Origin of the sequence: Comamonas piscis (assembly GCF_014109725.1) — a bacterium.
GTDB lineage: Bacteria > Pseudomonadota > Gammaproteobacteria > Burkholderiales > Burkholderiaceae_C > Comamonas > Comamonas piscis.
This window is the reverse complement of sequence record NZ_CP058554.1, coordinates 532156-556388: the sequence shown is the minus strand read 5'-3', so window position 1 is coordinate 556388 and position 24233 is coordinate 532156. Positions and strand designations below refer to the sequence as shown.

Here is a 24233-nt window from a genome sequence, read left to right as displayed (position 1 = left end):
AAAATGCCCGCGCTAGGCGGGCAGTGAACACAGGACCAAGGCCCATGCGGAGACATTCAATACATTCAGGATTGGGCTTACTTGGCAGCCCAGATCGTGCCGGCCGGGTTGTTGATCGGCACACCCACGCTGTTGCCGTATTCCGTCCAGGAGCCGTCATAGTTCTTCACCTGGTAGCCCAGGATCTTGCTGAGCGCAAACCAAGTGTGGCTGCTGCGCTCGCCAATGCGGCAGTAGGTGATGATGGGCTTGCTGCCATCAATGCCGACATCGGCATAGAGCTTTTGCAGATCGGCCCGCGATTTGAAGGTGCCGTCTTCATTGACCGCCTTGCCCCAGGGCACATTCACCGCACCCGGGATATGGCCGGCACGCACGGCCAGCTCGGGCACGCCGGCAGGTGCAAACACCTTGCCCTGGTACTCATCGGCCGAGCGGATATCCACCAGCTGCGTGGCGCCCTTACCCTCTACCGCCGCCAGCGCATCGCCCAGGCGGGCCCGCAAATCGGTATTGACCTGGCCCACGCGGTAGGTGGTGGCAGCGTAGTCCGGCGAGCGGTTGTTCAGCGTGCGGTTTTCGGCCTCCCACTTCTTGCGCCCACCATCAAGCAGCTTCACGTTCTTGACGCCATACACATCAAACACCCAGGCGCCCCAGGCCGCAAACCAGTTGTTGGTGTCGCCGTAGAGCACCACGGTGGTTTTGTCGCTCACCCCTCCCTTGGACAGCAGTTGCTCAAACGCCTCTTTGCTGACAATGTCGCGGCGCACCTTGTCATTGAGGTCGTTGTGCCAGGAGAAATTGACCGCCCCCGGGATATGTGCCCGCTCATACAGCCCCGGGTTCACGCTCACCTCGATCACCCGCAAATCCGGCCGCTGCAGGTTGGCGGCCAGCCATTCGGTGCTGACCAGCGCGCCTGCAGGCACTGCTTGCGGCGTGTTGGCAAAGGCAGGGCTTGCGCCCCAAACGGTTGCCGCGATGGTGCCGGCAATCAAAACGCGCCAAGGCGCTGCTGTGCGGATAGTCATGCTGTGTCGTCCTTCAGTACATGGGAGAAAAGGCTGCCATCACGGCAGGGCCTGCTTGCACTGTGCATGTTGCAAGCAGCTACTCCAACTGAGGAATGCGCAGATGCATATGTGATCTGCGCGCTTGACAGAGGACAAGCCTGAACTACATCGGTGCAGCGCCAGCCTGCACGGGGCTGGGCTGCTTCCACTTTGGGAGCTAGAACGCCTCCCTAGCGCCTTGGGCTAACCCCAGCCAAGCCGGGTTTTCTCAAGCTTGGCTGACCGAATCCGCCCACTGCTGCGCCGTCTGCAGCCGCGCACGCGGCCCAAAGCTGCTGGTGCTGCTGAGGGTGATGTTGTGGTGCGCAATCACCTGCTGCGGCGTGACGGCGGCATTGCCGCAAGTGGTGTGCGCATCCTCCAGCAGCACCACCGGGTAGCCATGGCGCAGCGCCGCGCGCGTGGTCACATCCACGCAGTACTCCGTGTGCATGCCGCCAATCACCAGCTCCTGCACGCCCAGGTTTTGCAGCATTGGCAGCAGGTCGGTCTTCCAGAAGGCATCGCCGGTGGTCTTGTCCAGGGTCAGGTCGGCGCTATCCACCTGCAGGCCATCGGCCAGTTGCCATCCGGGCGTGCCCGCTTCCAGGCCAGGCTCGGCGTGGCGTACCCAGATGATGGGGGTGTTGGCCTGGCGCGCGGCAGCGGTGACCTGGTTGATGCGGGCGATCAGGGCGGGGCAATCCCAGGCGGCGTTGGGGCCGGTGCAGAGGGATTGTTGGATGTCTATTAGGAGGAGGGCTGGCATTGGCGGGTGCTGTTGCAGGAGGACACGCAGGATTTCAGGGTTGGATATGAGCGTTCATTAGGCCGTTGGCTCAGCCATGTTTTGGCGCTTTATATCTAGGTCCGCATAAGGCTGATCTGAGACATTCGGCTTTGCCTTGCCAGGGTCCGTTGTATCCGTTTCCGGACGTTGGTTCAAAAGTGTCTAGATAGACCGCGGCAATTCGTACCACCGTTAGCGATAGTAAGGCGCCATGTCCGTTGGACCGGGTCAATCGGCAGTTCCGAGCCGAGCGACCGAACAAGTTGTTGGTCAGCGATTTCGCCTACGTCTCGACCTGGCAAGGCTGGTTGGGCAGCTGCTTGTCCTGACGGTAGGACGACTACTATGTGGGATGACTGATCGTTCGCGATACCGCCACGACCAGCAACAATCGCTGAAATGTTCCCAAGGCGCGGATTCCGTAATAACAAACATCACTTGCACTACGCATCTTTTGCCCCCTAAGGCGAAGACTATGGTGTTCAGGTAATAATTTTCTTGCATGCACCTCCCTCCCTGCTGTAAAGTTTCGTGACATATTCAGGAAGTCGAATCGGAGGGGTTATGACAGTGAAAATCGGCGGCAAAGATTGCCGCATTGGCATTGCTTTGTCTGGCGGGGGATTTAGAGCTGCTGCATTTCATTTAGGCATGTTGCGTAAGCTTCATGCACTGCAACTTCTCCAAGGCATTGACCTCCTGACTTGTGTCAGTGGCGGGAGTATCGCGGGAGCAGCACTTGCTGCCAACTGGTCCAGTGGTATTGATACAGCACTCGACAAGCTTGACGAGTACCTCAGAACCAAGTCAATTGCGGTGGGCTCCGTAATCGGGGGCTTCCTGGATCCGTTTGAGTCCCGCTTGGATAAGCTCGCTGAGAGTTACGACAGAGATCTCTTCGGTGAGGAGTTGCTGTCCACCCTGCAACACGGACCTAGGATCTACTTAAACGCCACAAACATTGCTACGGGTAACATGTTTTTCTTCGTGGCAGGTGGAGGGAGCGCTTCGAAAGCGGAAATGGGCGAGCATGAGCTTGGCGTTGTCGATGCAGGAACCTTCAAAATCAGCAATGCCGTTGCAGCATCGTCCGCATTTCCTCCTGTTTTCGGACCTCTGCGGTTGGATCCGGACGTCTACCCTCCGGCAGAGCAAGTGGGCTACGTAACGCTCACGGATGGGGGTGTCTACGACAACCTAGGTATCAATCCTGGTCTGCGAGTAGAACGAAACAAGCTCGACTATCTGATCACCAGTGACGGCGGAAAACCGTTCACAAATACCTCAGCGCCTACAGAGGCTGGCTCCATGGTCCTAAAAGCTGCTCTGGACATTCTGATGGAGCAAGTTAGAGGGCTTCAGTTCGATCGCATGCAACATCGGCACTTGGCTGGTAAGGGGCCAAAGCCACTGTGGTTCTCTATCGACAGCGTCGAGGGGCAGGCCAAGCCGGGGGATGCCACCTTTGCGTCCTCGATCAGCACAAACCTGAAGCGGTTGAACAAGGACGAAATGATTGTTCTCCAACGCCATGGAGGGGCGCTCGTTGAAGCCCGCCTTCGTTCATACGCTCCCGAACTGCTAGAAGCGGTTTGATCCGATATTTCCAGGTCGAATTGCGACCTAATGAAGTCGCGCAGTCTAGAGGAGCCCAGCCGTGACGATGATCAAGCCAGGCAAGCAGTCGTTCTTAATTTTGGCCCAAGATCCTGGAGTGAGGGGCCCCTCAGGAGAACGAGTATTTGCGACTGTAGATGTTCCTGCAGAACAACTTGCAATCGGGCCCACGGGATACCGAGTCAAGGTTGTTGACTTCGATGCTGAAGCCGGTTTGCTGTACAAGGCCCACGCATACGAAGAAGATACGGAAGGCAGGCTTGTGGATATTTTTGCGGCTCAGCTTCCGCCTCCGGGGAGCAAGCTCCGCAAAAAGGCGGAAGACCAATTGCTCGGCAATCCGGCGTTTCACGGGCAAAACGTCTATGCGTTGGTGATGCGAACTCTGGCGCGTTTTGAATTCGCGCTGGGACGGCGGGTGCATTGGGGTTTCGACGGTCACCAGCTCCATGTTGCCCCGCACGCCTTTGTAGATGCCAACGCGTTCTACTCTCGTGAAGACCGCGCGTTGATGTTCGGCTACTTCATAGCCGATCATGAACCTTCGAGGCCTTTTGTCTTTACAAGTCTTTCGCACGACATCGTCGTGCACGAGACTACGCACGCCTTGTTGGACGGACTCCGAGCTGGTTTCATGAATTTCTCCGGACCGGATCAGGCTGCATTCCATGAGGGCTTCTCGGATGTTGTCGCGTTGTTGTCGATCTTCTCGCTAAAGGAAATCGTTGAATTGACCTTGACTCAGTTCAACAAAGGAAACAACCGCGTCGCCATCAAGAGCAAGGGCAAATCTCTGATTCATCGAAGGGCTCTCACTGCCAGCGCATTGACCGACGGTGCCCTCATGGGACTTGCGGAGGAGTTTGGGCGAGCGCTGGGGGGGATGCGAGCGAATGCTTTGCGTCGATCGGTACGAATCAAGCCGGCACGCGACTTGCTCGACTCTCCAGATTTCCGAGAGCCGCATACCCGAGGGGAAATCCTCGCCGCCGCCCTAATGCGTACGCTCCTTCAGATCTGGCTACGCCGCATTCAGGAGCTTGGGACCTTTGATGATGGTTACTACAACCTCGTGGAGGTTGCGGCCGAGGGGGCCAAGGTGGCAGACCACCTTCTCACCATGTCGATTCGAGCCCTCGACTATTGCCCGCCTTTGGACTTGGAATTCGGGGACTACCTTGCTGCATTGCTCACAGCGGATGCTGAAATTGCCCCGGATGACAGGCGGTACCACTATCGAGATACTGTCTTAGAAGTATTTGGATCCTTCGGAATAGAGCCGCCTACAAGTAGAACGGACGCGAGTGGCTGTTGGCTTGGCTTCTCGCAACACGCCTCTATCCAGTACCGAAGGACGAACTTTGAATCCATGCTCCGCGACCCAGAAGAAGTATTCCGATTTATCTGGGAAAACCGAGGCGTACTGGGCGTCGACGAGCGGTCCTACACCCAAGTAGTCTCCGTACGCCCCACCCTGCGCATCGGTCCTGAAGGCTTCCTGTTGCGTGAGACCATCTGCGAATATGTCAGCCGCGCCAACATATTCGGGGCGGAACTCAAGGGGGTTTGCAACGTGGATCCGCGACCACCAGGTGTGAAGTCCAATACGGCACTGACCGTCTATGGCGCAGGCACCCTTGTGTTTGACCAATATGGTCAGCTGAAGTATCACATCGCCCGGCAAATGAACGATGGTCAATGGCAGCGCAAGCGGCTTGAGTACCTGGTCGGTAAACCCACGGAGGATCCCGAGATCGGCAGCGCTTTTGCCAATCTACATCGTATGCGAGCGCACTGCGCCTCGTGCGACGACATAGGCAAACGACCGAGAAGTTCGTCCAGTCCGCGAGCCAAACGCGCTCAAGCTGTATCTCTCCCGACTAAAGGCCATTTGGGAGGCTCGACATGAGTACGAACAAGGCGCGTGCGAAGGTAGGCGCGAGCGCAAAGCCTCATGTTGTGACGAAGTCTGCCATGAGCCCGACTCATCTCAATTTGTTCGCCTACCAAGTAGGGTTTGGCGACTGCTTTCTGTTGCAGTTTGTGTATGGGGATGGCGACTCAGATAAGCGGCATGTGCTCATTGATTTCGGTACCACTGGAGCGCCAGAGGCGGAAAGTGGAAAGCTAATGCAGAGAGTTGCAGAAGACATCAGGGAGAAATGTCGGGGAGCGCAACTGGATGCTGTGGTTGCCACACACAGGCATGCCGACCACATTAGCGGGTTCGCCACGAAATCCAACGGTAATGGCTCTGGAGACATCATTCGCGCACTTCAGCCGCGCCTTGTGCTGCAGCCTTGGACTGAAGATTTGACATTGGCAACTGACGCGACGGGACCACGCACAAAAAAAACGAAAGCCACCTCTGGAAGCTCCCGGGCGTTTAGCGCGCTTCAGGCCATGAACACTGTGGCGGAGCAGGTCGTCAAGTTAGCCACTGACATGCCAAGAGGGCTACCAAGCGGCTTGGCTGAACGACTTGATTTTTTGGGGCGAGACAACACTAAGAACCTGTCGGCAGTTGAGAACCTGGCGGCCATGGGTAAAGCAGGACAAAGCTCCTACGCATATTTCGGCATGAATGATCCTTTAGAGGATTTGCTACCCGGTGTAATTACCCACGTGCTGGGACCACCCACAGTGGATCAAAGCGCGACCATCAAAAAGCAGCGCGCGACGGACAACGATGAGTTTTGGCATTTCCATGCTCGTAGAGTGTCGACAGCAAACTCAATCGACGGCAACTCGCGTGTGCCATTTGATGAGAGCTATGTCTTCGCCAAAAAGGGAAAGTTGCCACGAGAGGCACGCTGGGCGGCGAAGCACATTTCAGATGCTCGTGGAAGTCAACTCCTCGGTATTGTCACCATGCTGGACAAGGCGATGAACAACACCAGTCTCATCTTGCTTTTCGAAGTTGGAGGAAAGCGGTTGCTGTTTCCCGGTGATGCGCAGATCGAAAACTGGTCATATGCACTTGAACAACCCGGGATTGCGGAGATGCTGGCAGAAGTTGACCTCTATAAGGTCGGGCATCACGGGAGCCTAAATGCCACGCCCAAGTCACTTTGGAACGGCTTCAACAAGCGCGGAAATTCCTCTAAAAAGGAACGCATGACCTCCGTTCTATCGACGATGGCAGGCAAGCACGGCTGCGAAGAGAAACGAACAGAAGTTCCAAGGAAAACGCTAGTGGATGAGCTGAAACACGACACTCATTTTCACTCCACGCAAGAGATGCCGGTCAATGAACTTTACACACACGTCCGAATCGATTTCTGAGTAGAAAGTTAAGGCCTATAAGCCCAAGATTAGGGATGCCAGGACCCAGCAACTCCATTGTTTGAACACTTTCATTCTGTTATGAACCAATCTATCAGGTACCTCACTAAGTCTCGCTTCAAGCTGGCTGCAGAGTGCCCCAGGAAGCTCTACTACACGGGCAAAAAGGGCTATCTTGATCGATCACTTGAGGACAGCTTTCTGGCTGCTTTGGCCGAGGGCGGCTACCAGGTGGGCGAATTGGCGTGTCTAGTCCATCCAGGTGGCGTCCGTGTTGACGACCTCGACCACAACGCTGCTCTGGCTAAGACTGCTGAGCTCATGCAGCGTAACGAGGTCACCATCTTTGAAGCCGCGATCGCATTTGGAAATCTGTTTGTGCGCGTTGATGTGTTGCGAAAAATAGGTACACCGCCCACACCGCCAGCTCCTTGGGCTGCGCATCCTCCAGCGCTATGGCGACCAAGCGGCCCGATTGCAGGTACTCCGCCATGTACCAGATCGACAGCAGCGCAATGCCAGCGCCGGCCATGCAGGCGTCGTGGATGCCTTTGAAGCTGTTGACGGTGAGGCGGCCAGCTACGCGCAGGGTGCGTTCCTGCTGGCCGGTTTGGAAGGTCCAGGGTCGTAGCTCGGTGGTGGTATTGCACTGGTGCTAGGCCAGGTCGCTCAGGACGCGCGGCGCGGGATGTTTGGCCAAGTAGCGGGGGGCGCAGAGCATGCGGCGTTTACTGCCCAGCGCGGAGGCGACCAGGCTGGAGTCGCGCGGCTTGCCGACGCCCATGTCCCCAACGGGTCAACCCTTAGCTATCCCCCACAGCACCCAGGTCGGAATATAGGAATACGCTGTACCCCGTTCCAGCAAGCTGCCGATGAAGCCACCCTGCGGCTCGCCTGCCGCCGGAACCATCACCCTCCACAGCGCACAACCAATCGGACCTCCACCCATGCAAAGAACCACCGACCCATCGCTAGCCACGCCTTCCGCCGCCAGCAACCCCACCCCCTCGCAGCTGTTCCAGCCCCTCACTCTGTCCCAGCTCACCCTCCCCAACCGCATCGTCATCGCGCCGATGTGCCAGTACTCGGCGCAAGAGGGCAATGCCAATGACTGGCATTTGATGCACTACGGCAGCCTGGCGGTATCGGGCGCGGGCATGCTGGTGCTGGAGGCCACGGCGGTGTCGGCGGTGGGGCGCATTACTGATGCGGATCTGGGTATTTATTCCGCTGACAACCAACAGGCGCTGGCACGGCTGATGGGGTCGCTGCGCAAGCTCTCGGACATTCCGGTCGCCATTCAGCTGGCCCATGCGGGCCGCAAGGCATCCAGCCATCTGCCTTGGGAAGGCGCTGCGCAGATTGCGCCCGATGCGCCCCGGGGCTGGGTGGCGCAGGCGCCTTCGGCGATTGCCCATGGGGCGGGTGAGGTACCGCCGGCCGAGATGACCCCCGCCGAGCTGGCAGAGGTGAAGGATGCGTTTGTGGCTGCGGCCAAGGCGGCCGATGCGCTGGGCATCGATGGCATCGAGATCCATATGGCCCATGGCTATTTGCTGCATGAGTTCCTCTCTCCCCTATCCAACACCCGCAGCGACGCCTACGGCGGCAGCCTGGAGAACCGCCTGCGCTACCCGCTGGAGGTGTTTGCCGCCGTGCGCGCTGCCGTGCCTGCGGCCAAGCCGGTGTGGGTGCGTATCTCGGCATCGGATTGGGCGCCGGGCGGCTGGGATATCGATGGCTCGATCGCGCTGGCCCAGGGGCTGAAGGCGCTGGGTTGCAGCGCCATCCATGTGTCCTCGGGCGGGCTGTCGACCGCCCAGCAGATCCCCGTGCAGCCGGGCTACCAGGTCGGCTTTGCCGAGGCGATCAAACAGGCCACCGGCCTGACCACGATGGCCGTCGGCTTGGTGACCGAGCCTGCGCAGGCCGAGCACATTGTGGCCTCGGGCCAAGCCGATGCTGTGGCCATTGGCCGCGCCGCCTTGTACGACCCGCGCTGGCCCTGGCATGCGGCCGCAAGCCTGGGCGCGCAGGTGGATGCACCACGCCAGTACTGGCGCAGCCAGCCGCGTGAGTTCAGCAAACTGTTCCGTGGCGCAGCCGTAGGCGTGCGCTAAGAGCCACTCACACAACCCTTGATACGTCGTTGCCTCGCCGGCTGCGCCAAGCCTTGTCGTACTTCTGTACTGCCTGCGGCTTGGCGCCTAGTCGGGGACGCCTAGTCTCAACCGCAAACCTTCGGTTTGCTGGGCCGTGTAAGCGGCTCTAAACAGCTTCTGTAAACACCGAGGGCGGCAGCAGCCAAAGCCGCTAAGCTATGCGGATGCCCGCCCGCCCTCCTGTTGTTGCCTCCCCACCCCATCCCCCTGCTGCCGATCGCCGTGCCCGCGCGGTGCTGGGCCAGCTCAGCGATATGGATTTGCGGCTGCTGCAGGTCTTCAAGAGCGTGGTGGAGTGCGGGGGCATGTCGGCGGCTGAGCTGGAGCTCAATATCGGCACGTCGACGCTGAGCCGCCATATGAAGGATCTGGAGACCCGCCTGGGCATGGTGCTGTGCCGGCGCGGGCGCGCGGGTTTTGCGCTGACGCCGGAGGGCCACCAGGTCTATGAGGCGACCTTGCAGCTGCTGGGCGGCGTGGATCTGTTCCGCAGCCGCATTGACGATATCCACGCCCGCATGGGCGGCAATCTGGAGATCGCCATCTTCGACAAGACGGTGAGCAACCCGCAGGCCCAGATCCACCGCGCGATTGCGCAGTTCCACGGCCAGGCGCCGGATGTGAACCTGCAGCTGCATGTCAGCTCGATCAACGCGATCGAGCGCGGCCTGATGGATGGGCGGTTTCAGGTGGGCATCATCCCGGCGCACCGCAGCTCGGCCAGCCTGGTCTACCGCGATCTGTTTGCCGAGAACATGCAGCTGTACTGCGCCGCCGGCCATGACCTGTGGGAGCAGGAGCACCAGACGCTGGACTGGGAGCAGCTGCGCAGCTACCCCTTTGCCGGCCTGGGCTACCACTCGCCCAATATGGAGCTGAGCCACAGCGTGCGGCTGCCGCGCGCGGCCACCGGGTTTGACCAGGAGTCGATTGCCACCTTGATTTTGTCCGGGTGTTTTTTGGGATTTCTGCCCGACCACTACGCGGCCAGTTTTGAAAACCAAGGTTTGATGCGGGCTGTACGGCCAGAACGCTTCCATTACCGTTGCCAATTCGTGGCCATGTGGCGCTTATCGCCCGCTCCGAGCCGCGTGGCGCAAGCCTTTATTGACTGCCTCCTTGACGCCCACACAGCACTTGACTAAGTTGCTATGAAATTAACTTATCCACAGAAACGTGCTTCCCGGTGTGCATTTCTTTCCTAGAGGGAGATTGCAGGGAGTTTCTCGCGCAACGACGGCAACATTGCACAAAATTATCCACAGGGCAAAAGTCGGAGAAGGCTGACAGACAGACCTTTGACTTCTGCGGCCCAAGGGGCCTTTAACACGCTGAGCAAGCCGCCAACCATCCGCCCGCACCTGCGCGACTGTGCCAGCCCGCCCACCGTCTGGCCATTGCGGCGCAGCGGCCGTTCAGCGCTACCATCGCTACCGTAACGACCACCCTGGACCGCCCCGTGCCCAAGCCTGCGCCCCCTGCCACCCCACCGCATCTGTGCCCGCCCGGCGCAGCCAAGCCAGCGGCGCCCGCCAAGGCCCGGGCCACGATTGCCGATGTGGCGCTGGCGGCCCAGGTCTCCAAGGCAACGGTGTCGCGCTACCTCAATGGCCGCACCGACATCCTCACCCCCGACATGGCCAAGCGCGTGCAGGAGGCCATTGCCAGCCTGCAGTACCGGCCCAGCCCGATGGCCCAAGCGCTCAAGCATGGCCGCACCCGTCTGATCGGCCTGGCGGTGGCCGATGTGACCAACCCCTTCTCGGTGGCCGTGCTGCAGGGCGCAGAAAAAGCCTGCCAGGCCGCCGGCTACCTGCTGGTGCTGTTCAACCTGGGCAATGAGGCCGGGCGCGAGCGCGATGCCATGCATGCGCTGTCGGCCTACCAGCTCGACGGCATGATCCTCAACCGCGTGGACACCAGCGCCCAGCTCTGGCAAGACGCGCAGTTGCACGGCAAGCCCATCGTGCTGGTGGACCGGTTTCAGGAAGGGCTGGATGCCGATTTTGTGACCGTGGACAACCCCGGCGTGATCCAGATCGCGATGGACCACCTGCAGCAGCAAGGCTTTGACGAGGTGCTGCTGGTAACCGAGCCGATTGCTGCTGCCAGCTCGCGCACCGCGCGCCAGCAGGCCTTTGCCCGCTACCTGCAAAGCCAAGCCACCAGCATGCAAGGCAGTGTGTGGGAAAGCACCCCCGACAGTGCCAACGCCATCGCCCTGCAGCAACAGCTGCAGCAATGGCGCGATAAAGCGCTGCAAGCCGGCCGCCACCCCGCCGTGCTGGCCGGCAATGCCGTGGCCAGCCTGCGCGTGGCCACCGCAGTGCATGCGCTGGGCTGGGTGCCCGGGCGGGAGCTGGGCATCATCGGGGTGGACGAGACAGACTGGGCCGCCCTGGTGGGCCCGGGCCTGAGCACCGTGGCCCAGCCCACCGATGCGCTGGGCCAAGCCGCCGCCACCTGTTTGATCGAACGCATCCAGGGCCTGCAAAGCCCCGCCCGCATAGTCGAGTTACCAGGCACCATCATTGTGCGCGGCTCGACAAAATCACCAAACCATTGATTCACAACAATTAAAAAAGGCGTTACGCACCAAACTAGGGCAAACCCTAGTAATCGATCCGTAACCTTCCGTTAAACTGCAGCGCTACTGAAACCGGTTTCAAACGCGCCGCATCGCCATGAACTACACGTTCCAATTCGACCAGGTCCTGGCAGCCTGGCCGCAGCTATTGCAAGGCACCTGGGTGACCATCCAGCTGTCTTTTCTCGCCATGATCATCGGGCTGGCCGTCGCCATCGTCTGCGCCTGGGGCAAAACCTCGGGCCCGGCGCCGCTGCGCTTTGTGATCAATGCCTACATCGAGCTGATCCGCAACACGCCCTTTTTGGTGCAGTTGTTTTTCTTCTTCTTTGCGCTGCCGGCCGTGGGCCTGCGCTGGTCGCCGCAAACCGCCGCGCTGGTGGCCATGGTGGTCAACCTGGGCGCCTATGCCACCGAGATCATCCGCGCCGGCATCGAATCCATCCCCAAGGGCCAGATCGAAGCCGGCCTGGCCCTGGATCTGAAGCGCTGGGAAATCTTCCGCTTCGTGATCCTCAAGCCCGCGCTCAAGACCATCTACCCGGCGCTGACCAGCCAGTTCATCCTGCTGATGCTCAGCTCGGCCGTGGTGTCGGTGATCTCGGCCGACGACCTGACCTCGGTCGCCGCCAACATCCAGTCCGAGACCTTCCGCAGCTTTGAGGTCTACATCGTCGTAGCCCTCATCTACCTGCTGCTGTCGCTGGCCTTCAACCTGCTGTTCAAGCTCATCTACCAGATGGCCTTGAACTACCCAGACCGCCGATAAGTCACCCTCGGAGAACAAGAAATGCGTACTTTTGGTTGGCCCGAGTTGTGGTTCATCGTTGAAGCGGCCAAGTGGACCGTGGCCCTGTCCCTGATCGCCTTTATCGGCGGCGCCTTGGTGGGCCTGGTGATTGCGCTGTCGCGCACCTCCGAGAACGGCCTGGCACGCGGTATTGCCACGGTCTTTACCCAGATTTTTCAGGGCACACCGCTGCTGCTGCAGCTGTTCCTGGTGTTCTTTGGCGCGCCCATTCTGGGCTTTGAGATCAATCCCTGGGTAGCAGCGGCTGCTGCGCTGATTCTGAACAGCGGCGCGTTCCTGGGCGAGATCTGGCGCGGCTGTATCCAGGCGGTGCCACGCGGCCAGTGGGAAGCGGCCGAGGCCTTGTCGCTGTCCTACTTCTGGCGCATGCGCGCCGTCGTGCTGCCCCAGGCGATGAAGATTGCCGTGGCCCCCACCGTGGGCTACCTGGTGCAGATCATCAAGGGCACCTCGCTGGCGGCCATCATCGGCTTTACCGAGATCACGCGCGCCGGCCAGATCATCAACAACGCCACCTTCCAGCCCATGCTGGTGTTCGGTGTCGTCGGTGCGGTTTACTTCATCCTGTGCTGGCCGCTCTCGCTGTGGGCCGGCCGCTTGGAAAAGCGCCAGGCCAAGGCCCTGGCCCGCTGAATATTTTTGGTTGTCGGTTGATTTTTCTACTAGGAGACATGAGCATGCAGATTTCCCGTCGCACTTTCACCTCCGCTGCTGCCGCCCTGGCTGCCAGCGCCCTGTTGCCCCTGACCGCATCGGCCCAGTCGCTGGCGGACCTGAAGAAAAAGGGCAAGATCAGCATCGGCATGCTGGTGGACTTCCCGCCCTACGGCATCCTGAACACCAGCAACCAGCCTGACGGCTACGACGCCGATGTGGCCAAGCTGCTGGCCAAGGAATGGGGTGTGACCGCCGAGATCGTGCCCGTGACCGGCCCCAACCGCATCCCCTTCCTGCTGACCAACAAGGTCGACATGCTGATCGCCTCGCTGGCCATCACCCCAGAGCGCGCCAAGCAGGTGCTGTTCTCCAAGCCTTACTCGGCTGCTTCGATCGTGCTGTTCGGCGCCACCAAGACCGCCATCAAGGGCCCGGAAAACCTCAAGGGCCTGCGCGTGGGCGTGGCACGTGCCTCCACCCAGGACGTGGCCGTCACCAAGGCTGCACCAGAAGGCACGCAAATCCGCCGCTTTGACGACGATGCATCGGCCATGCAGGCCCTCCTGTCGGGCCAGGTCGATGCCATCGGCTGCTCGGTGACCGTCGCCGCCCAGATCGCCAAGCGCGCACCTGCTGGCCAGTTTGAGAACAAGTTCCAGCTGCTGCAGCAGAACATGGCAGTCGCCCTGCGCCCCGGCCAGGACGAAGTGGCTGAAGCCGTGAACGCCTTCATCGCCAAGAACACCGCCAATGGCGAGCTGAACAAGCTGTACCAAAAGTGGTTGGGCGCCGACCTGCCCAAGCTGGACTAAACACTGAGGCGCAAGCCGCTGTTCTCCATCTGGCGGAACAGCGGCCCGGGCAGCGCCACACGATCATCTTCAAGAACACGACTGCTTTATGACGACCCCCTCGCAAGCACCCATCATTCGCCTCCAAGGCGTCGAGAAATGGTATGGCAACTTCCAGGTGCTGACCGATATCAACCTCGACGTGCGTGCCGGCGAGCGTATCGTCATCTGCGGGCCTTCGGGCTCGGGCAAGTCCACGATGATCCGCTGCATCAACCGGCTTGAAGCCATCCAGAAAGGCCAGATCACCGTGGACGGCACGGACCTGACGGGTGACAGCAAGGCCATCGACACCATCCGCAAGGAAGTGGGCATGGTGTTCCAGCAGTTCAACCTGTTCCCGCATCTGACGATTGTGGAGAACTGCATGCTGGCGCCAATGCGCTCGCGCGGCCTGAGCAAGGCCGAAGCGCAGGAGCGCGCGATGCACTACCTGACGCGGGTGCGCATTCCCGACCAGGCCCACAAGTACCCCAGCCAGCTGTCGGGCGGCCAGCAGCAGCGCGTAGCGATTGCCCGTGCGCTGTGCATGGCCCCCAAGATCATGCTGTTTGACGAGCCCACCTCGGCCCTCGACCCCGAGATGGTCAAGGAAGTGCTGGACACCATGATCGGCCTGGCCGAAGACGGCATGACCATGCTCTGCGTGACCCATGAAATGGGCTTTGCCCGCAGCGTGGCCGACCGCGTGATCTTCATGGCCGACGGCAAGATCATCGAGCAAGGCCCACCGGCCGCGTTCTTTGACAACCCCCAACACCCCAAGACCCAGCAGTTCCTGGGCCAGATCCTCAGCAACCATTGATGGTGCAGCGGCGCGGGGCGTGCGCCAGCGCCACGCCCCCGGGCCTGCACAGCGCCCATGCCGCCACCGCAGACTGTGCACAACGACTTCACTGATCGCTGCTAGCGCCCCGCCGGCCGGCGGGCGCCAACGGCCAACACACATAACAACCATGGCCTTGTCTTTGCAAAACGCGGGCGCGCCCGCCCTGATCTCCCTCACTTCGTTTGGCAATGCCGAAGTGCGCCGCCACGGCCAGCTCTACTTTGCCCAGCTCTCGCACCGCGCAGGTGCCAATGGCTATGAAGTGCGCGAAGAGCTGCTGCTGAACCCTGCCGAAGAGCTGCCCGCGCTGGCCGCCTATGGCCGCGATCACCAGCTGGACCTGGTCTACTCCTGCCCCCAGCCGTTGTTTGCGATAGACGGCAGCCTGAACACCGCCGCCGTGCAACACGCGATTGCCGCCAGCCACACCTTGGGCGCCACCTGGCTCAAGATGTCGATCGGCGGCTTTGCCAGCCAATCCGTCGCGCATTCGGCCCAGGGCTTTGCGGCGCTGAAGAGCGCCATCGATGGCGCGGGCCTGACCTTGCTGATCGAGAACGACCAGACCTCGGCCGCCGGCACCGTGCAAGCGCTGCAGCGCTTCTTTGCTGCGGCCGATGCCGCTGGCCTGGTCCTGCCGATGACCTTTGACATGGGCAACTGGCACTACCTGGGCGAATGCGCACTGCAAGCGGCCCAGCTGTTTGGCAGCCGCGTAGCCTATGTGCATGCCAAGGGCGTGCAACGCCTGCCCGCCAAATGGGTGGCAGTGCCGCTGGCCGAATCGGCCGCCGCCTGGCGCGCCATTTTGCGCGCGCTGCCCAGCGATGCACCCCGCGCCATCGAGTACCCGCTGGTAGGCGACGACCTGGTCGCCGTCACCCAGCAGGAGCTAGCCGTGCTGCGCGATGCCACGGCACTGCAAGCCAAGGCCTCCTGATCAGCTCCCGACAAACCAACAGCCAACAGCACCCAAGAGAGACACGGCCATGACCACCAAGACCTTTGACATCGCCACCTTTGGCGAAGCCATGATGCTGCTGATCGCCGACCGCGCCGGCCCGCTGGAGAACGCCGAGTTCTTTACCAAGCGCATTGCAGGTGCCGAAATCAATGTGGCGACCGGCATGGCGCGCCTGGGCTTTAACACCCACTGGGCCAGCCGCCTGGGCGCCGATTCGATGGCGCGCTACCTCATCAGCCAGATGAAGAGCGAAGGCGTGCACTGCGAGCATGTGGTGCTGGACCCGGCACAAAAAACCGGCTTCCAGATCAAGGGCCGCAGCGATGACGGCAGCGACCCGCAGGTGGAATACCACCGCAAGGGCTCGGCCGCCAGCCTGATGACCCCCGCCGACATCGACGAGCCCTGGCTGGCCTCGGCCCGCCACCTGCATGCCACCGGCGTGTTTGCCGCGATCTCGCAGACCAGCCTGGCCACTGCCCAGCGCACCCTGCAAATCGCCCGCGCTGCCGGCAGCACCATCTCCTTCGATCCCAACCTGCGCCCCACTTTGTGGCAGGACGAGGCCACGATGCGCCGCGAGATCAATGCGCTGGCCGCTGGCGCGGACTGGGTCTTCCCCGGCCTGGCCGAAGGCGAGCTGCTGACGGGCCACAAGACGCCAGAAGCGGTGGCCCAGTTCTACCGCGACCAGGGCGCAAGCCTGGTCGTCGTCAAGCTCGGCGAAGAAGGTGCCTACTACGATGACGCCCAGGCCGGCACCGGCTATGTGGCCGGCTGCCCGGTCGAGAAGGTGGTGGACACCGTGGGCGCCGGCGATGCCTTTGCGGTAGGCGTTATCAGCGGTTTGCTCGATGGCCGCTCGGTGGCCGATGCGGTCAAGCGCGGCTGCTGGATTGGCGCGCTGCAGGTGCAGGTGCTGGGCGACTCGGAAGGCCTGCCGACGCGCGCAGCTTTGACCGCCGCCGGCTATTGATTTCAACGCATCCAGGAGCAGCAATGAGCAGCACCCGCCACCAGATTTTGGTTTTTCGTGAACTGCCCGAGGACCAACTGGCCCGCCTGCAGGCCGCGCACGATGTGACCGTGGCCAACCCGCGCGTTGCGGCGCAGCGCGATGCCTTTTTTGCAGCGCTGCCCCAGACCCAGGCACTGATCGGGTCGAGCTACCCGATCACCGATGCGCTGCTTGATGAAGCACCGCAGCTACAGGTGATCTCCAGCATCTCGGTGGGTGTGGACAACTACCCGCTGGCATCGCTGCGCGAGCGCGGCATTGCGCTGTGCCACACGCCTGGCGTGCTGACGGAGACGACGGCCGACACCATCTTTGCGCTGCTGATGGCCACCAGCCGCCGCATTCCGGAGCTGGCGATGTATGTGCGCTCCGGCCAGTGGCAGCGCAATATTGGTAAGGACCTGTTTGGCTGGGATGTGCATGGCAAGACCCTGGGCATTCTGGGCATGGGCCGCATCGGCATGGCACTGGCACGGCGCGCCGCGCTGGGCTTTGGCATGCGCGTGCTCTACAACAACCGCAGCGTTGTGCCGGAGAGCGAGCTGGGCGCGCTGGCCGGCCAGGTGCACTATGTCGCGCGCGATGCGCTGCTGCGCGAGGCAGACTTTGTCGTCTCCGTCGTGCCCTCCACCCCTGAGACCAAGCACCTGCTGGGCGCCGAAGCCTTTGCGATGATGAAGCCCAGCGCCATCGTCATCAACGGCTCGCGCGGCGCGATTGTCGATGAGGACGCGTTGCTGCATGCGCTCGACACCGACCAGATCCGCGCCGCCGGCCTGGATGTGTTTGCCACTGAACCGCTGCCGGTCGAATCCCCCCTGCGCACCCATGCCAAGGTGGTGGCGCTGCCGCATATCGGATCAGCCACGCACGAGACCCGCCATGCGATGGCCGAGATGGCGACCAGCAACCTGCTGCAGGTGCTGGCCGGCGAGCAGCCTGCAGGCAGATTCGATTTGAGCCAGGCCTGAGCCCACAGCGGCACCATGGGCTGCGCCGCGCGAGACGGGGTGAGGAAACGTGCGCCCGCATAATGGTCGCCAGATCTTCCGACGCTGGCCACCCGCTTGGGTCCAGCGGCCTCCCCTCTCGTACCGTCTCTTGACTGCGGCATGCCCTCCACGCTCCAGGTTCTCTCCCTCTCCTCCCCGTCTGCCGGTTACCGCCGCATCCGCTTTGCCAGCGCGCAGCTGGCGCCCTTTTGTCAGCACGACAACATCCACTGCCGCCTGGTGTTTCCGTCGGCGCAGAATGCGCAAGACAGCAGCGCCAGCAGCACACGCGTCTACACCGTGCGCAGCTTCGATGCCGATGCGCAATGGCTGGAGATTGATTTTTTGCTGCATGCCGATGCTGGCCCGGGTGCCTGCTGGGCCCAGCAGGCGCAGGTGGGCGACTGTGTCGAGATCCTCAAACCCGGTGGCCGCACGGCCCGCATCGCCGACTGGATGGTGCTGGCCGGTGACGACAGCGCACTGCCCGCGCTGGCCCGCATTGCAGAGCAGCTGCCCGCCAGCACACGCGGCCATGTGGTCTGCGAGATAGCGGACCCGCAAGACGCCATCGACATCCGCCTGCCAGCCGGCATGCAGTGGCACTGGCTTTACCGCGCGGGTGCAGCAGCCGGCAGCGGCGAGCAACTGCAGCAGGCCGTGCAAGCGCTGGATTGGAGCGCCGCACAAACCACCGAAGGCGCAAGCCGCTTTTTATGGGTAGGTGCCGAATTTGCCACCGCGCAGGCGCTGCGCGCATGGGCGGTGGACAGCCTGGGGCTGGGCAAGCAGGAGCAGCTGATCGTGGCCTACTGGCGCCGGGGCATGAGCGAGAACGAGCTGCGCGCGCCCAAGCCGGAGCTGGAAAAAACCTAGACTCTGTTTTCTAGATTTCTGCCGAGCGCGAGATATGCCGGCGCAGCAGCGCGGCGGCATAGTCGGCATCGCCTTCTTTCAGCGCCTTGAGAATGCCCAGGTGGTCGGTGCAGGCCTGGCGGATGTGCTGCTCGCTCAGGTGGCTGAAATGCGCAAACTCCGAGATCTTGCGCAGCGAGTTCTGCCGGCGCACCGACTCGATCAAATAGCGGTTGCGCGACCAGGACACCAGGGTTTCATGAAAATTCGCATTGGCCTTGAACCACACATCCTGGCGCAGCTGCTCGACGGGCATCTGCAAGATATCTGACTGCTCACGGAACAGCTGCTGCAGCTGTTCCGGGTCGGGCGCAAAGCCCGCCATCTTCAGCGCGCCGCATTCGACGATCAGGCGAAAGTCATAGCTCTCGTGCACGGCCTGGGGGTTGTCCAGGCTCTCGGTAAAGCGCCAGCCATGGCCGGGCAGGCGCTCAGTCAGGCCCTCGGCGGCAAAGCGCATCAGCACGCGGCGCACGGCGCCCCGGGTCACGCCAAACAGCTCCACCAACTGCGCCTCGGAGACTTCGCCGGCCAGCTGGCCGCTGGCGCGGTGGTTCATGATCTGGCTGTACAGTGCCTCGGTCTCGGACGGGGGCACCAACTGCTCGAGCGCATCGTCGCCTTCGGGCACGCGCTCGACCCTAAAACCCCGGCCTGGGTGGTAGGCCACCAGGCCCTGGGCGGTCAGCAGCATCAGCGCCTGGCGCACCGGCGTGCGCGAGACCTTGAGCTCATCGGCCAGGTGCAGGTCGGAGATGCGGTCGCCCACGCGCCAGCGGCCGCCATGCATCAGCGCCGTCAGCTTGCGCGCGACGTCGATCTGCAAAGAACTCAGCGATTGCTTCAAACCGATTCTCCCCTGGGTTGTGCTGCAGCGGCCCGCGCCTGCGCAATGCGGTGGCGGTGGCGGTGGCGCGCAGACTCTTGTTTTTGTCGGCCAGCTCCGAGCATACGCGCCAGGCTTCCCGTCTTGGCAGCATCCTTCATCGTAGTTTCCCTAAGTTTTGTTTGATTCTATAAAAAACAAATTGACAGTCAATGTCCTGGAAATTAATGTATTAAAAGTTCACAAAACACAAAAGGAAAAAGATGTCGCCGTTTCCACTCGTCACGCTGTCTGGCGCCCCCCAAGCCCGCGGGCGCCAGTATGGCGCGGCGCTCAAAGACCGCATTGCCCGCAGCGCAGCGCTGTATGGCGGCGCGCTGGAGAAGTACGGCATCCGTGCCGCACACAAGGCCGCGCTGATCGCCGAGTACGCCCAGAAGATCGCCGATTTTGACGAGAACTACCTCGAAGAAATGCGCGGCATTGCCGAGGGCTCGGGCGTCGCGCTGGACGACATCGTGATGATCAATGCCCGCACCGAGGTGGTGGCCCTGGCGCGCGCCCAGTCCACCAAGCCGGTCGATGACGAACTGGACGACGGCTGCACCGGCGCCATGCTGCTGCCCGAGCGCAGTGCCTCGGGCAACCTGATCCATGGCCAGAACTGGGACTGGCGCGCCGAATGCGCCGAGACCGGCGTGGTGCTGCGCGTGCGCCAGGACCATGGCCCCGACTACCTGACCTTTGTCGAGGCTGGTGGCCTGGCCCGCAGCGGCCTCAATGCCGCAGGCATCTCGATCACCGCCAACTACCTGGAATGCGAGCGCGACTACACCAAGCTGGGCATTCCGCTGGGCCTGATCCGCCGCAAGGTGCTGGAGCAGGAGCACTTTGCACTGGCCGCCAAGGCCGTGGCCACCACGCCCAAGTCCTGCTCCAACAACATCATGGTGGCATCGGCAGCCGGCTTTGGCATTGACTTTGAATGCGCGCCCGACGAGGCCTTCCCGCTCTACCCCGAGGACGGCATGATCGTGCACGCCAACCACTGGGTCAGCCCCGTGGCGCTGGCCAAGCTGCGCGACACCGGCATCCCCCATGTGCCCGAGAGCTTTTACCGCGACTGGCGGGTGCGCAAGATCCTGCAGGAGCAAGGCCGCCTGCTGACGCGCGAATCGCTGAAGAAGGCGCTGTTTGACGACTTCCTCTCGCCCTACGCGGTATGCCGCCCACCCCGCCCGGCCGATGGTGGCAACCTGACCGCCACCGTTGCGATGATCGTGATGGAGCCGGCGCTGGGCATCATGGAGATTGCGCCGCTGCCCGCCATCAACCGCCAGTTCACCACCTACCGCCTGCATGGCGATGGCGCGGCTGAACCGTCTGCTGCCGCCGCTGTGGCGCTGGAGCACTGATCGCCATGTGGAAATTCGCTGCCACCCGAATCGGCATGGCGATTCCGACCTTGGTGATCGTGGCACTGGCCGTCTTCATCCTGGTGCGCCTGATCCCCGGTGACCCGGCAGCGCTGATGCTGGGTGACTCGGCCGATGCCGCATCGCTGGCGGCCCTGCGCGAGCAGTTGGGCCTCAACGCCAGCCTGCCCACGCAGTTCCTGGTCTGGTCCGGCCATGTGCTGCAGGGCGACCTGGGTCAGTCCATCTCCAACCGCCAACCGGTTGCCGCGCTGATCTGGCAGCGCTTTGCCGTCAGCGCCCAGATCGTGCTGCCTGCCGTGCTGCTGGCCACCCTGGTGGCCGTGCCGCTGGGCATGCTGGCGGCCTGGCGCCAAGGCCGCCTCACCGACCTGGCCCTGGTCGCCACCGCCACCTTGCTGCTGTCGCTGCCCGCGTTCTGGATGGGGCTGCTGCTGCTGATGTTCTTTGCGCTCAAGCTGGGCTGGTTTCCGGTGGTCGGCTTTGTCGCCTTTGGCGAGAACCCGCAGCAGGCGCTGCTCTACCTGGTGCTGCCCATCACCACCTTGCTCCTGCACGAGATCGGCGTGATCCTGCGCATGACCCGCGCCTCCACCCTGGAAGTGCTGCACCTGGACTACATCACCCATGCCCGCGCCAAGGGGCTGAGCGAGATGACGGTGATGCTGCGCCATGCCTTCAAAAGCTCCTTCGGCCCGACCTGGACCCTGCTGGGCCTGATCCTGGGCAACCTGCTCGCCGGGGTAGCGGTGATCGAGACCGTGTTCACCATTCCGGGCCTGGGCCGTCTGCTGGTCGATGCGATCTTTGCCCGCGACTACCCGCTGATCCAGGGCTGCCTGCTCTTCATCGCCAGCATCTATGTCCTGGTGAACCTCTTTGTGGACCTGCTCTATCCCATCTTCGACCCGAGGGTGGCCGCATCATGAACCGCCGCTCCCTCTCCTTCTGGCTGGGCGCAGGCTTGGTCTCCGTGGTTGTCGTCGTGGCCTTGCTGGCCACGTTCTGGACGCCGTATGACCCGCTCAAGCTCGACTTCAAGACCCGCCTGGCAGCGCCAGGCTGGCAGCACTGGATGGGCACCGACGAGCTGGGCCGCGATGTGCTCAGCCGCCTGATGCGCGGCACCGCCACCAGCATCCGCATCAGCCTCAGCACCGTGTTTCTGGCCACCTTTTTTGGCGTGCTGATCGGCGCGCTCAGCGGTTACCTGCGCGGCTGGCCCGACCGCATCCTGATGGCCATCAACGATGCGCTGCTGGCCTTCCCCGGCCTCTTGATGGCGCTGGGCCTGTTGGCAGTGTTTGGCGCCAGCACCACCGGCATCATCATCGCGCTGGCGCTGGCCTATGCGTCATCTGTAGTGCGGGTGGTGCGTGGCACGGTGCTGGGCCTGCGCGAGCGTGATTTTGTGCGCGCCTCGCGTGTCATGGGCAACTCCGAGACCTACACCTTGCTGCGCCATGTGCTGCCCAACTGCATCGCACCGGTGATCGTCATGGCCACCTCGATGTGCGGTTGGATCATTCTGGCCGAGAGCTCGCTGAGCTTTCTGGGCCTGGGCGTGTCGCCCCCGGCACCCACCTGGGGCAACATGCTGGCGGGCAGCCGCTCCTATGTCAGCCAGGCGGCCTGGCTGGCGATTTTCCCGGGGCTGGCGATCTCGCTGGCACTGCTGGGCATCAACCTGCTCGGCGACGCGCTGCGCGACCGGCTCGACCCACGCATGCGGAGGCGCGTATGACCCCATCCCCTGCCTTGCTGCAGATCCAGAACCTGAGCCTCTCGGCCGGCCCCGACAAGCTGGTGGTGCGCAATGCATCCTTGCAGCTGGCCGCTGGCGAGATTGTTGGCATCGTCGGCGAATCGGGCTCGGGCAAGACCATGCTCAGCCGCGCCGTGATGCGGCTCACGCCCCATGCCATCAGTCACAGCGGCGGCGATATCCTGCTTGACGGGCAATCGCTCTATACGATGAACGAGCGCCAGCTGCGTGCGCTGCGCGGCCCGCGCGTGGCCATGGTGTTCCAGGAGCCGATGACCTCGCTCACGCCCACCCTGAGCATTGGCGAGCAGCTGCTCGAAGGCCTGCGCATGCACCTGCCCCAGGCACGCGATGAGCACATGCCGCGCATCCACGCGATGCTGGAGCGCGTCGGCCTGCGCGATACCCAGCGCATCCTGAGCGCCTATCCGCATGAGTTCTCAGGCGGCATGCGCCAGCGCATCATGATCGCCTCAGCCATGCTGCTGCGCCCGGCGCTGCTGATTGCCGACGAGCCCACCACGGCGCTGGACGCGGTGGTGCAGCGCGAGGTGATGGAGATGATGCTGGAGCTGACCCGCGAGAACGGCACCGCCGTGCTGCTGATCAGCCATGACTTGCCGATGGTGGCCCGCTACGCCGACCGCATGGTAGTAATGAAGCAGGGCGACATCGTCGAGACCGGCCCCACCGCCCAGGTGCTGGCCGCCCCCGCGCATGACTACACGCGCCAGCTGCTGCGCACCCTGCCCCAGCGCCGCGCACCGCGCCAGATCGACCGCACGGCGCCGCTGATGTCGGCCCGCGACCTGGTGCTGGAGTTTGGCGGCCGCCAGCGCTGGTTCCGCAAGGGCGCGCCGGCGCGCGTGCTCAAGGGCATCAGCCTGGATATCTTCCCCGGCGAAGTGGTGGCCGTGGTGGGCGAATCGGGCTCGGGCAAGACGACCCTGGGCATGATCCTGTCAGGCCTGCTGCAACCCACCAGCGGCAGCCTGCTCTACAAGGGCCAGCCCTTGCTGCCAGGCAGCGCGGGTTTCAAGGACTACCGCTACAACTGCCAGATGGTCTTCCAGGACCCCTATTCCTCGCTGGACCCGCGCATGACGGTGCAGGCCCTGGTGGCCGAGGCGCTGCGCATGGCCGATGACCTGAGCGCCAGCGGCAAACGCGAGCGCGTCCAGCAAGCGCTGGTCGATGTGGGGCTGGGCGGCGATTTTGCGACGCGCTACCCGCATGAGCTTTCGGGCGGTCAGCGCCAGCGCGTGGCCATTGCCCGCGTGCTGGTGCGGCGCCCGGCGCTGATGATTGCCGACGAGGCGGTCTCCGCGCTCGATGTGACGGTGCGCGCCCAGGTGCTGGACCTGCTGGCCGAGCTGCAGCAGCGCTATGGCTTCTCATGCCTCTTCATCAGCCACGACCTGGGCGTGGTCGAGCAGATTGCCGACCGGGTCATCGTCGTGCAGGGCGGCGTGATTGCCGAGCAGGGCACGCGCGATGCCGTGTTTGACCAGCCGCAGAACCCCTATACGCGCCAGCTGCTGGATGCGATCCCGATGCTGCAGGCCACGCCCGATGGCGGGGTGCACCTGCGCTGGCGCCATGCCGAAGACAAGGCCGCCGCCTCTGCAGACGGCGCTGCCTGCCCTGCTTAAAAATTCAGCAACCTTTCAGGA

General features: G+C 62.6%; 21 protein-coding genes and 2 pseudogenes. 19 read left to right on the top strand and 4 right to left on the bottom strand.

Annotated elements, in window-relative coordinates; genetic code table 11:
* Nucleotides 1-77: 77 nt before the first annotated feature.
* Together HS961_RS02570 and HS961_RS02565 are read right to left on the bottom strand one after the other, a co-directional pair.
* Nucleotides 78-1034: a sulfurtransferase gene (locus HS961_RS02570; protein ID WP_182326235.1), complete on the bottom strand. Its 957-nt coding sequence runs from the start codon at nt 1032-1034 to the stop codon at nt 78-80.
* A gap of 250 nt (nt 1035-1284) precedes the next feature.
* A complete protein-coding gene (locus HS961_RS02565) occupies nt 1285-1824 on the bottom strand; it encodes a cysteine hydrolase family protein (protein ID WP_182326234.1) in 540 nt (179 codons plus the stop codon).
* 200 nt (nt 1825-2024) lie between these two features.
* Here HS961_RS02565 and HS961_RS02560 point away from each other — a divergent pair.
* From HS961_RS02560 to HS961_RS02545, 4 genes and pseudogenes are all read left to right on the top strand, one after another.
* Nucleotides 2025-2156 (top strand): annotated as a pseudogene (locus HS961_RS02560) (IS3 family transposase); the annotation flags it as partial.
* Nucleotides 2157-2409: 253 nt separating this feature from the next.
* Nucleotides 2410-3441 carry a patatin-like phospholipase family protein gene (locus tag HS961_RS02555; protein ID WP_182326233.1) on the top strand — a complete coding sequence of 344 codons (1032 nt, stop codon included), beginning with the start codon at nt 2410-2412 and terminating at the stop codon, nt 3439-3441.
* Between the two features lie 61 nt (nt 3442-3502).
* Nucleotides 3503-5371 (top strand): hypothetical protein, encoded by a 1869-nt coding sequence (locus HS961_RS02550; protein ID WP_202883138.1) that lies wholly within the window; start codon nt 3503-3505, stop codon nt 5369-5371.
* Nucleotides 5368-6747: an MBL fold metallo-hydrolase gene (locus HS961_RS02545; protein WP_202883137.1), complete on the top strand. Its 1380-nt coding sequence runs from the start codon at nt 5368-5370 to the stop codon at nt 6745-6747. Before HS961_RS02550 ends, HS961_RS02545 begins: the two co-directional genes overlap by 4 nt.
* A 337-nt stretch (nt 6748-7084) precedes the next feature.
* On the opposite strand, the pseudogene HS961_RS02540 reads toward HS961_RS02545, so the two are convergent.
* A pseudogene (locus tag HS961_RS02540) lies at nt 7085-7357 on the bottom strand (LysR substrate-binding domain-containing protein); the annotation flags it as partial.
* A 337-nt stretch (nt 7358-7694) separates the two neighbouring features.
* Between HS961_RS02540 and HS961_RS02535 the strand changes: the two are divergent.
* The 11 genes from HS961_RS02535 to HS961_RS02485 all read left to right on the top strand — a co-directional run bounded on the left by HS961_RS02535 (nt 7695) and on the right by HS961_RS02485 (nt 18494).
* Nucleotides 7695-8867 carry an NADH:flavin oxidoreductase/NADH oxidase gene (locus tag HS961_RS02535; RefSeq protein WP_182326232.1) on the top strand — a complete coding sequence of 391 codons (1173 nt, stop codon included), beginning with the start codon at nt 7695-7697 and terminating at the stop codon, nt 8865-8867.
* 206 nt (nt 8868-9073) lie between these two features.
* A complete protein-coding gene (locus HS961_RS02530) occupies nt 9074-10054 on the top strand; it encodes a LysR family transcriptional regulator (protein WP_412101624.1) in 981 nt (326 codons plus the stop codon).
* Between the two features lie 314 nt (nt 10055-10368).
* On the top strand, nt 10369-11475 hold the full coding sequence (locus HS961_RS02525) for a LacI family DNA-binding transcriptional regulator (RefSeq protein ID WP_238347752.1): 1107 nt from the start codon (nt 10369-10371) through the stop codon (nt 11473-11475).
* 118 nt (nt 11476-11593) lie between these two features.
* Nucleotides 11594-12265 (top strand): amino acid ABC transporter permease, encoded by a 672-nt coding sequence (locus tag HS961_RS02520; RefSeq protein WP_133858132.1) that lies wholly within the window; start codon nt 11594-11596, stop codon nt 12263-12265.
* A 21-nt stretch (nt 12266-12286) separates the two neighbouring features.
* Nucleotides 12287-12940: an amino acid ABC transporter permease gene (locus HS961_RS02515; RefSeq protein WP_182326230.1), complete on the top strand. Its 654-nt coding sequence runs from the start codon at nt 12287-12289 to the stop codon at nt 12938-12940.
* A 44-nt stretch (nt 12941-12984) separates the two neighbouring features.
* Nucleotides 12985-13776, top strand: coding sequence for a transporter substrate-binding domain-containing protein (locus HS961_RS02510; protein ID WP_412101623.1), 792 nt, complete (start codon nt 12985-12987; stop codon nt 13774-13776).
* An 88-nt stretch (nt 13777-13864) separates the two neighbouring features.
* Nucleotides 13865-14620 carry an amino acid ABC transporter ATP-binding protein gene (locus tag HS961_RS02505; RefSeq protein ID WP_133858129.1) on the top strand — a complete coding sequence of 252 codons (756 nt, stop codon included), beginning with the start codon at nt 13865-13867 and terminating at the stop codon, nt 14618-14620.
* Nucleotides 14621-14771: 151 nt separating this feature from the next.
* Complete coding sequence (locus HS961_RS02500; RefSeq protein ID WP_182326228.1) at nt 14772-15584, top strand: sugar phosphate isomerase/epimerase family protein; 813 nt, start codon at nt 14772-14774, stop codon at nt 15582-15584.
* 49 nt (nt 15585-15633) lie between these two features.
* Nucleotides 15634-16584 (top strand): sugar kinase, encoded by a 951-nt coding sequence (locus HS961_RS02495; RefSeq protein WP_182326227.1) that lies wholly within the window; start codon nt 15634-15636, stop codon nt 16582-16584.
* Between the two features lie 23 nt (nt 16585-16607).
* Nucleotides 16608-17597 carry a 2-hydroxyacid dehydrogenase gene (locus HS961_RS02490; RefSeq protein ID WP_182326226.1) on the top strand — a complete coding sequence of 330 codons (990 nt, stop codon included), beginning with the start codon at nt 16608-16610 and terminating at the stop codon, nt 17595-17597.
* A gap of 141 nt (nt 17598-17738) precedes the next feature.
* Nucleotides 17739-18494, top strand: coding sequence for a siderophore-interacting protein (locus HS961_RS02485; protein WP_182326225.1), 756 nt, complete (start codon nt 17739-17741; stop codon nt 18492-18494).
* Nucleotides 18495-18504: 10 nt separating this feature from the next.
* Here the strand turns inward: HS961_RS02485 and HS961_RS02480 are convergent, their stop codons facing one another.
* Complete coding sequence (locus HS961_RS02480) at nt 18505-19380, bottom strand: GntR family transcriptional regulator (RefSeq protein WP_238347751.1); 876 nt, start codon at nt 19378-19380, stop codon at nt 18505-18507.
* Between the two features lie 242 nt (nt 19381-19622).
* Here HS961_RS02480 and HS961_RS02475 point away from each other — a divergent pair, with 242 nt between their 5' ends.
* The 4 genes from HS961_RS02475 to HS961_RS02460 are packed head-to-tail and all read left to right on the top strand — an operon-like array spanning nt 19623 to nt 24212.
* Complete coding sequence (locus tag HS961_RS02475) at nt 19623-20774, top strand: C45 family autoproteolytic acyltransferase/hydolase (RefSeq protein WP_182326224.1); 1152 nt, start codon at nt 19623-19625, stop codon at nt 20772-20774.
* Between the two features lie 5 nt (nt 20775-20779).
* Nucleotides 20780-21724 carry an ABC transporter permease gene (locus HS961_RS02470; RefSeq protein ID WP_182326223.1) on the top strand — a complete coding sequence of 315 codons (945 nt, stop codon included), beginning with the start codon at nt 20780-20782 and terminating at the stop codon, nt 21722-21724.
* On the top strand, nt 21721-22539 hold the full coding sequence (locus HS961_RS02465; RefSeq protein ID WP_182326222.1) for an ABC transporter permease: 819 nt from the start codon (nt 21721-21723) through the stop codon (nt 22537-22539). Before HS961_RS02470 ends, HS961_RS02465 begins: the two co-directional genes overlap by 4 nt.
* A complete protein-coding gene (locus HS961_RS02460) occupies nt 22536-24212 on the top strand; it encodes a dipeptide ABC transporter ATP-binding protein (RefSeq protein WP_182326221.1) in 1677 nt (558 codons plus the stop codon). The genes HS961_RS02465 and HS961_RS02460 overlap by 4 nt, the downstream gene beginning before the upstream one ends.
* The last annotated feature ends 21 nt before the right edge of the window (nt 24213-24233 follow it).

Coding starts and splice junctions, on each gene's coding strand:
- HS961_RS02490 (WP_182326226.1), top strand. CDS start 16,608: ATGAGCAGCACCCGCCACCAGATTTTGGTTTTTCGTGAACTGCCCGAG.
- HS961_RS02485 (WP_182326225.1), top strand. CDS start 17,739: ATGCCCTCCACGCTCCAGGTTCTCTCCCTCTCCTCCCCGTCTGCCGGT.
- HS961_RS02520 (WP_133858132.1), top strand. CDS start 11,594: ATGAACTACACGTTCCAATTCGACCAGGTCCTGGCAGCCTGGCCGCAG.
- HS961_RS02470 (WP_182326223.1), top strand. CDS start 20,780: ATGTGGAAATTCGCTGCCACCCGAATCGGCATGGCGATTCCGACCTTG.
- HS961_RS02475 (WP_182326224.1), top strand. CDS start 19,623: ATGTCGCCGTTTCCACTCGTCACGCTGTCTGGCGCCCCCCAAGCCCGC.
- HS961_RS02495 (WP_182326227.1), top strand. CDS start 15,634: ATGACCACCAAGACCTTTGACATCGCCACCTTTGGCGAAGCCATGATG.
- HS961_RS02535 (WP_182326232.1), top strand. CDS start 7,695: ATGCAAAGAACCACCGACCCATCGCTAGCCACGCCTTCCGCCGCCAGC.
- HS961_RS02565 (WP_182326234.1), bottom strand. CDS start 1,824: ATGCCAGCCCTCCTCCTAATAGACATCCAACAATCCCTCTGCACCGGC.
- HS961_RS02515 (WP_182326230.1), top strand. CDS start 12,287: ATGCGTACTTTTGGTTGGCCCGAGTTGTGGTTCATCGTTGAAGCGGCC.
- HS961_RS02505 (WP_133858129.1), top strand. CDS start 13,865: ATGACGACCCCCTCGCAAGCACCCATCATTCGCCTCCAAGGCGTCGAG.
- HS961_RS02555 (WP_182326233.1), top strand. CDS start 2,410: ATGACAGTGAAAATCGGCGGCAAAGATTGCCGCATTGGCATTGCTTTG.
- HS961_RS02570 (WP_182326235.1), bottom strand. CDS start 1,034: ATGACTATCCGCACAGCAGCGCCTTGGCGCGTTTTGATTGCCGGCACC.
- HS961_RS02510 (WP_412101623.1), top strand. CDS start 12,985: ATGCAGATTTCCCGTCGCACTTTCACCTCCGCTGCTGCCGCCCTGGCT.
- HS961_RS02500 (WP_182326228.1), top strand. CDS start 14,772: ATGGCCTTGTCTTTGCAAAACGCGGGCGCGCCCGCCCTGATCTCCCTC.
- HS961_RS02530 (WP_412101624.1), top strand. CDS start 9,074: ATGCCCGCCCGCCCTCCTGTTGTTGCCTCCCCACCCCATCCCCCTGCT.
- HS961_RS02460 (WP_182326221.1), top strand. CDS start 22,536: ATGACCCCATCCCCTGCCTTGCTGCAGATCCAGAACCTGAGCCTCTCG.
- HS961_RS02465 (WP_182326222.1), top strand. CDS start 21,721: ATGAACCGCCGCTCCCTCTCCTTCTGGCTGGGCGCAGGCTTGGTCTCC.
- HS961_RS02545 (WP_202883137.1), top strand. CDS start 5,368: ATGAGTACGAACAAGGCGCGTGCGAAGGTAGGCGCGAGCGCAAAGCCT.